The organism is Pseudophaeobacter flagellatus (genome assembly GCF_021228235.1).
In the GTDB taxonomy this organism is placed as follows: domain Bacteria; phylum Pseudomonadota; class Alphaproteobacteria; order Rhodobacterales; family Rhodobacteraceae; genus Pseudophaeobacter; species Pseudophaeobacter flagellatus.
This window is the reverse complement of sequence record NZ_JAJQRG010000011.1, coordinates 168,292-174,291: the sequence shown is the minus strand read 5'-3', so window position 1 is coordinate 174,291 and position 6,000 is coordinate 168,292. Positions and strand designations below refer to the sequence as shown.

The 6,000-nt window shown below is 53.8% G+C and carries 5 protein-coding genes, 1 tRNA gene and 1 pseudogene; 4 read left to right on the top strand and 3 right to left on the bottom strand.

Annotation, left to right across the window (positions count from 1 at the left end; translation table 11 throughout):
• The first annotated feature begins 40 nt into the window (after positions 1-40).
• Positions 41-117 (top strand) — tRNA-Met (locus tag LRK71_RS18240).
• A gap of 391 nt (positions 118-508) precedes the next feature.
• Here LRK71_RS18240 and LRK71_RS18235 read toward each other — a convergent pair.
• A pseudogene (locus LRK71_RS18235) lies at positions 509-727 on the bottom strand (transposase); the annotation flags it as partial.
• Between the two features lie 249 nt (positions 728-976).
• On the opposite strand from LRK71_RS18235, the gene LRK71_RS18230 reads away from it, so the two are divergent.
• Genes LRK71_RS18230 through LRK71_RS18220 form a run of 3 tightly spaced genes read left to right on the top strand, consistent with a single transcriptional unit; the run spans position 977 to position 4,274 of the window.
• On the top strand, positions 977-2,311 hold the full coding sequence (locus tag LRK71_RS18230; protein WP_232405391.1) for an efflux RND transporter periplasmic adaptor subunit: 1,335 nt from the start codon (positions 977-979) through the stop codon (positions 2,309-2,311).
• Positions 2,308-3,042 carry an ABC transporter ATP-binding protein gene (locus tag LRK71_RS18225; protein WP_332460284.1) on the top strand — a complete coding sequence of 245 codons (735 nt, stop codon included), beginning with the start codon at positions 2,308-2,310 and terminating at the stop codon, positions 3,040-3,042. The genes LRK71_RS18230 and LRK71_RS18225 overlap by 4 nt, the downstream gene beginning before the upstream one ends.
• Before the next feature lie 5 nt (positions 3,043-3,047).
• Positions 3,048-4,274 carry an ABC transporter permease gene (locus LRK71_RS18220; protein ID WP_232405390.1) on the top strand — a complete coding sequence of 409 codons (1,227 nt, stop codon included), beginning with the start codon at positions 3,048-3,050 and terminating at the stop codon, positions 4,272-4,274.
• A 125-nt stretch (positions 4,275-4,399) separates the two neighbouring features.
• Here LRK71_RS18220 and LRK71_RS18215 read toward each other — a convergent pair whose 3' ends face one another.
• Complete coding sequence (locus LRK71_RS18215) at positions 4,400-4,663, bottom strand: hypothetical protein (protein WP_232405389.1); 264 nt, start codon at positions 4,661-4,663, stop codon at positions 4,400-4,402.
• Between the two features lie 233 nt (positions 4,664-4,896).
• The gene (locus LRK71_RS18210; RefSeq protein WP_232405388.1) at positions 4,897-5,490 is read right to left on the bottom strand and encodes a helix-turn-helix transcriptional regulator; all 594 of its coding nucleotides are present in this window, start codon (positions 5,488-5,490) and stop codon (positions 4,897-4,899) included.
• Between the last annotated feature and the right edge of the window lie 510 nt (positions 5,491-6,000).

The window sequence follows — 6,000 nt, the reverse complement described above, 5'->3', positions numbered from 1 at the left end:
AATCACTCAATCGTAGCAAGCCAAAAGATACAACAACCGTCGCGGGATGGAGCAGCCCGGTAGCTCGTCAGGCTCATAACCTGAAGGTCGTAGGTTCAAATCCTACTCCCGCAACCAAAATTATACAATGATATCAATACTATAGCACCCCAAGGGGCGCTTCTTGCGTTTAGCCTCCCAATCCCGTGGAAGCACTGTGGAAGCAATAGGGGCGGAAAAGTGGTGTAGTGAACACGCAACACTGCCGGAACACCAGGGAGCGTGCTCACCACGCGCGAACTATCAGAACAAGAGGTAGCAGGGGGGGGGCGAGAGCTAACGGCCCAAACCGGACATTGACCAGTGGGTCAAGATTCTGCAGCGCGGCGCTCCAGAGCCGCCATTGATCGCTCGTGCTTGACACAGCAGGTGACGCTTACGTTGCTTTCTTCTCCGGAGAGCAACAGAATATTCGGTTATTTACTGTGGATCTCAATGCCGGTGGAACGCCTGGCCACAGGTCCACGGCAATACCCATGACATACCCTACCAGCAGCATGCGCATCATCAGCTCAGGATCAACCGAAGGACGACCAGTGGAACTGTAGAACTTAGTCAAATGGGCACGAACGCTGGACAGATCGATCTCGCCAGCTATCGCCCGCAATACATGATCACTTGGGACATGAGCCTCAATCGAGAAATCATAGAACAGAGCGGTTTGTGCTTCCTGACGTGGTCCCATCATCGCGATCAAATTCCATAGTTGACAAAAGAATTGAGTCAGCAGTCGGTTCCAAAAACAACATGAGTTTTTCAACAGAATAAGCCCAAAGTAGCCACCCGTTTTTCCGGGAGCTGCCAGCCCTCTCATGATATTTGTGCGTAATGCAGTATTTTCGTGGAATAAGTGCCAGATACTTGCCACGTGTTTTCGCCTGGTCTGTGCTCCCAAAAAAATTGAAATCTCTACGAAAAAGTGGCACCATCCGCTATCATGCTAAGGTTTATTACCCTTTTGCTGGTGGCAGGAGCAACAATCGCGTACTTTGCGTTGGATCGCGGCGCTCCTTCTGCAGAGCCCACATATGTTACCGCCCCGGTGGTTTTTGGACGGTTAGAGGAAGCTATTTCCTCAACCGGTACTGTGGATGCCCTTTTTGCGGTGGATATCAGTTCTCAGGTCTCTGGGCGGATTACAAAAGTCACTGCAGACTTTAATGACATCGTAAAGACCGGCCAGCCGCTGGCGCAGATTGACAGACAGGGATTTGAGGCACAGGTGGCTGAGGCCGAAGCTGCTGTCAGCATCGCTTTGTCTGCAGTCGAGGTTCGCAAAGCGGCGCTGAGGCGGTCGAAGGTTGAAATCCAAGCGATTGGATTGGAGCGAAGCGTACATCAGGCGCGGGTGGATCAAGCCAAGGCAGAGTTACGTTTGGCGCAGTCCAATCTAGACAGAAAAGAAGAATTGCACCGTTCTGGAACCGTTTCAGCGGCGGATATCGAGAATGAACGCACAACAGTGTTGACTGCGGCCGCCGCCCTGCGGGAGGCCGAAGCCTTGATGGCGGTTAATGAACAGAAGATTGAGACGACCCGCGCTGATTTTGCAAGAAGTCAGGCTGAACTCGCCGGTGCGCGTGCAAATGTCCCGCAGAGACAGGCCGCGTTAAAGCTGGCTCAGGTTGAACTGGAGCGCACCACCATACGCACCCCGATAGATGGGGTGATCATCAACCGAAGCATTGAAGAGGGGCAAACCGTGGCGGCTGCCCTGGAGGCCCCCACCCTGTTTACAGTCGCCGAGGCCCTCCAGAACATGGTGGTGTATGTCAGCGTGGACGAAACTGATATTGGCCGCATCCGCATTGGACAGGCGGCGGGGTTCACGGTTGATGCTTTTCCGGATCAGGTATTTTCGGGCGTTGTGACTGAAATCAGAAAATCTGCCAAGATAATTCAAAATATCGTCACTTATACAGTCGTTCTTGAGACTGAAAATCCCGAAGAATTGCTTCTACCTGGGATGACAGCATTGGTTAAAATAACGGTCAAAAGATCTGAACCTGGGCTGAAAGTTCTGACCAGCGCCTTGAGCTATCAGCCAAGCCGCTATCCAAGAACTCCCGAAACTGAAAATTCTGCTGTGGTCTGGCGGTTGGATGAACTTGGCAACCCTGAACCAGTGGCGGTCGTGCCGTTGGAAAATGATGCAAGCCATACGCTTTTTACTTCTGAAGAAATCGAAGAAGGCGATCTTGTGATCGGGGCCGAAATCGAACAGCCGCACAAACGGGCGCTGTTTGGAAGCTGGATCGGAGCGCGGTTGTGACCACGCTGATCAAAGCAACGCATCTCAGGCGGAGCTATAGCAGAGGCGGAATATCTATCGATGCTTTGAAGAACTGTTCCATCTCCGTTAACTCGGGGGAATTCGTGGCGATTATGGGTCCGTCGGGATCCGGGAAAACCACCTTGATGAATCTGCTTGGGCTGCTTGATCGACAAGATGCTGGGGCTCTCGACATTCTAGGTCGCCGGGCCAGCGATTTGACGGATGCGCGCAGAGCTGAAATCAGGAACGGGGTCTTTGGGTTTGTGTTTCAGTCATACAACCTACTGCCACGTCATTCTGCGGTCGAGAATGTCGAACTGCCGATGATCTATGCGAGTGTCCGGGCAGGGGAGCGCCGAAGGCGGGCGGTGAAGGCGCTGAACGACGTGGGGTTGATCAACCGGCAGGGCCATTTGCCACACCAGCTCTCTGGTGGAGAGCAACAGCGCGTGGCCATTGCGCGGGCCTTGGTGAACCAGCCGCGCCTGATCCTGGCGGATGAGCCAACTGGGGCCTTGGATAGTCAAAAGGGCCGACAGATCCTCGCACTGTTTCAGAAAATCAACCAGGCAGGTCACGCTATTGTGGTTGTAACGCATGACGAGCGGGTCGCCCGGCATGCGCAGCGTATCTTGCGTATGGCAGACGGTGAAATCATCTCGGATAAAACTGTGCCAAACCGGCTTTGGGCGGCCGATGCTGCATCAGAGGTTCTGGTTCTGAGATGATAGTGTTGGAAAGTTTCAAAGTAGCTCTGCGGGCGCTCCAGGCCAACCTTCTTCGCAGTTTCCTGACCATGCTTGGCGTAATTGTTGGTGTGGCCTCGGTTGTCTCTATGGTCGCCTTTGCAGCCGGGGCGCAGCGGCAGATTTCAGAGCAGATCAAAACGCTGGGGGCGAATGTCCTGATGATCGAGCCGTCTAGAAACAACAGTGGCGCGAGGCAGACCGACCGCGGCGCGGTCTCACGGCTGACAGAGGAGGACGCTGAGGCCATTGCAGTCCATATTACGCAGATCGCTTTGGCCTCTCCTGCGCTTCGCGGCAATGTGCTTGTGGTCAATAAAAACCGGAACACCTGGACGACGGTAAACGGCACCACCTCCAGCTATTTTGCAATTCGCGAGTGGCCGCTGAAACAGGGACGCTATTTCTCTCAGCAAGAACAATCCGGAGCAGGTAAAGTTGCGGTTCTGGGGCAATTGACCGCCGAACAGCTTTTTGGCGACACGGACCCAATCGGGCAGGTCATTCGTGTGCTGGCGGTTCCCTTTGAGGTGATTGGTGTGCTGGCAGAAAAAGGCACGTCAGGATGGGGGCGGGCGCAGGACCAGGTTGTTTTTGTACCTATCCGCACAGCCAAGCAAAGGCTGATCGGCAGTTCCAACGCGGTTCACCGGAATTCGGTTGAATACATCCTGGCAAAAGCCGTCTCTTCCTCTGCTGTCCCATTGGCGGAACAGGGGATTACGGCGCTCCTACGGGAAAGGCACAGGATTTCTAGCGGTTTGGCCAACGACTTCCTGGTTTCCGACCCAGCCTCAATGATGGCGGCCGAGAATGCCGTAAAGAGAGCGTTGGGCTGGCTGCTATCGGGAATCGCATCGGTATCGCTGATCGTAGGAGGAATCGGCATAATGAATATCATGCTTGTATCTGTAACTGAGCGCACCCGTGAAATCGGGTTGAGGATCGCAATTGGTGCCAGCCCAGGGCATGTGCAGCTGCAATTTCTGATGGAGGCTGTCTTGCTCTGTGTCCTTGGTGGGGCGATTGGACTGGCGATCGGTGCATCAGCTGCGGTTATAGTGGGGTATTTGGCTGGCTGGCCGGTCTTTTTAAGCCCCCTATCCGTTATTGGCGGGGTGGCGATTTCGGCTGCTGTCGGTTTGATATTTGGTTATTTTCCCGCGCGTAAAGCATCGAGAATGGATCCGGTCGCGGCCTTGAAATTTGAGTAGTAGCCAACTTAGGAGGAGCGAGCGCGCTGCATGGGGCAACAGGGGCGGCTGAAGGTTACCTAACTGCAGAATACGACAAGAGCCCCTTATAAGGGGCTCTTGTTCAAAAGGTTCAAATGGAAATGTTAGCTGGGTTGGCCGACATTGCACTGATCACCGACTTCGGCACCTGGTGTTTTGCCGCTGCCAAACGGATCGCTATTGGGACCTGGTGCTTTTGCGGTGGTCTTGAAAACGGATCCTGGCGGAACGCATACGGCTTTACGGCCATTGGTTTGGGTTCCGTCGGGATAGGCGTTTGCATTGGGTTGGCCGCCTGCATCTGCAAATGCCATGCTTGATGTGCCAAGTGCCAGTGCAGCCGCAGCAATAAGTGTAACAATCTTCATGATAACCCCCTAGTTTTGTGAACGCAGACCGTAAATTTTGCATAAATGCAGGATTCCTACATCGCTCACTCAAGTTAGCATCCGCTGCAAATTTCTAACTCGAATGGGGTAGGCCGCTCCGTCAAATTTTGGCCTCGGTGGCCGTTTCAGAATTTGACGCGCAGGCGTCTATAGGCTTCTGGCCAAGGGATTGCAGTTCTGGTCAGCCAAATTCTCCGCACGGCCTGGTCGCGCTAATAATCCGCATGGGCCAGTAAAGCGACCAGTTCTGCCTGCCGGTGAGTGTTGGTTTTCTGGAAGATAGAGCGCAGATGGCTGCGTGCAGTCCAAATGGATATATTCAGCTGTTTGGATGCTGCAGTCAGGCTTGACCCGGATGCAAGCCGGGTTGTGACAGATGCTTCGGCAGGTGTCAGGTGATATTCCTGCTGCAAGAACTCTATGAAATAGTCGGAGGTGTGCTCGACCTCCCGGATATAAAGCAACGAATGGGCCCCGTTCAGCTTTTCCCGCAACTGAATGGGCACCGGTACAGCATCAATATATGCTACGCGGCCTGACTCGGATTCCAGCTTGACCGGGGACGGCAACGGAGTGTCCCGCTGCTCACCGAACTCAAGGGAGGCTTGAACAAGCCGGGAGAGTTTCGCTTTTTGGAGTGGATCACCGATGTGGATATTCCGCCAATTCAATATCACTTGCCAAAGCGGCTCTTCGGCATCGGCCTCACTAAATGACACGGCATTGCCATCTTCATTTAGGAAAATGATATTATGGCTTTTGTCACCCAAAAGCGTAAGCCACTGGGCTAAAGGAAGAAAACTCATGTCGCATGCCCCAAGCCTGCATTAATGCATTCAGCTCGACCAAGCCTCATCTCGAGAGTGCAATCTGGCTTTTTGTTAACCGTTTTCAGTGTGATTGCATCAGGCCAACCCGTATCATGCGCCGCCCACGATTTGGGGCGGTCGAGAAACGATGAAGGCCAATCAATACCGTAATCATTCGTTAATAAATCAAGCCGCGATTCGTGTAAACTGATCCAGTATACCGCCAACATTTCCCAAGGCCGCACGACTGCGGTATCCAAGGCACCGACGCTTGCGGTGCTCCGCCGGTTTGCCGAGCGCTGCCGACGGTGAACCTGCAACCTGAGCTATTGGCGCTCAATCGGGGGCTTTGGCCGAGGCGGTCGCTACGGGGAAGGTGCCCGGACGCCAAGCGTGGAAGATCCGATCATGATCCTGTTTACCTAGTTGGTTAAGGCTGCGCAGATCGAGGAGAGGCTGTGTAAATTTGATCCGATGGAATTGGCAGAGCAACTGCTCTATACGACC

What these genes read in the sequence shown, in the direction of transcription:
- LRK71_RS18230 (WP_232405391.1), top strand. Translation starts at nt 977, where the DNA reads ATGCTAAGGTTTATTACCCTTTTGCTGGTGGCAGGAGCAACAATCGCG.
- LRK71_RS18210 (WP_232405388.1), bottom strand. Translation starts at nt 5,490, where the DNA reads ATGAGTTTTCTTCCTTTAGCCCAGTGGCTTACGCTTTTGGGTGACAAA.
- LRK71_RS18215 (WP_232405389.1), bottom strand. Translation starts at nt 4,663, where the DNA reads ATGAAGATTGTTACACTTATTGCTGCGGCTGCACTGGCACTTGGCACA.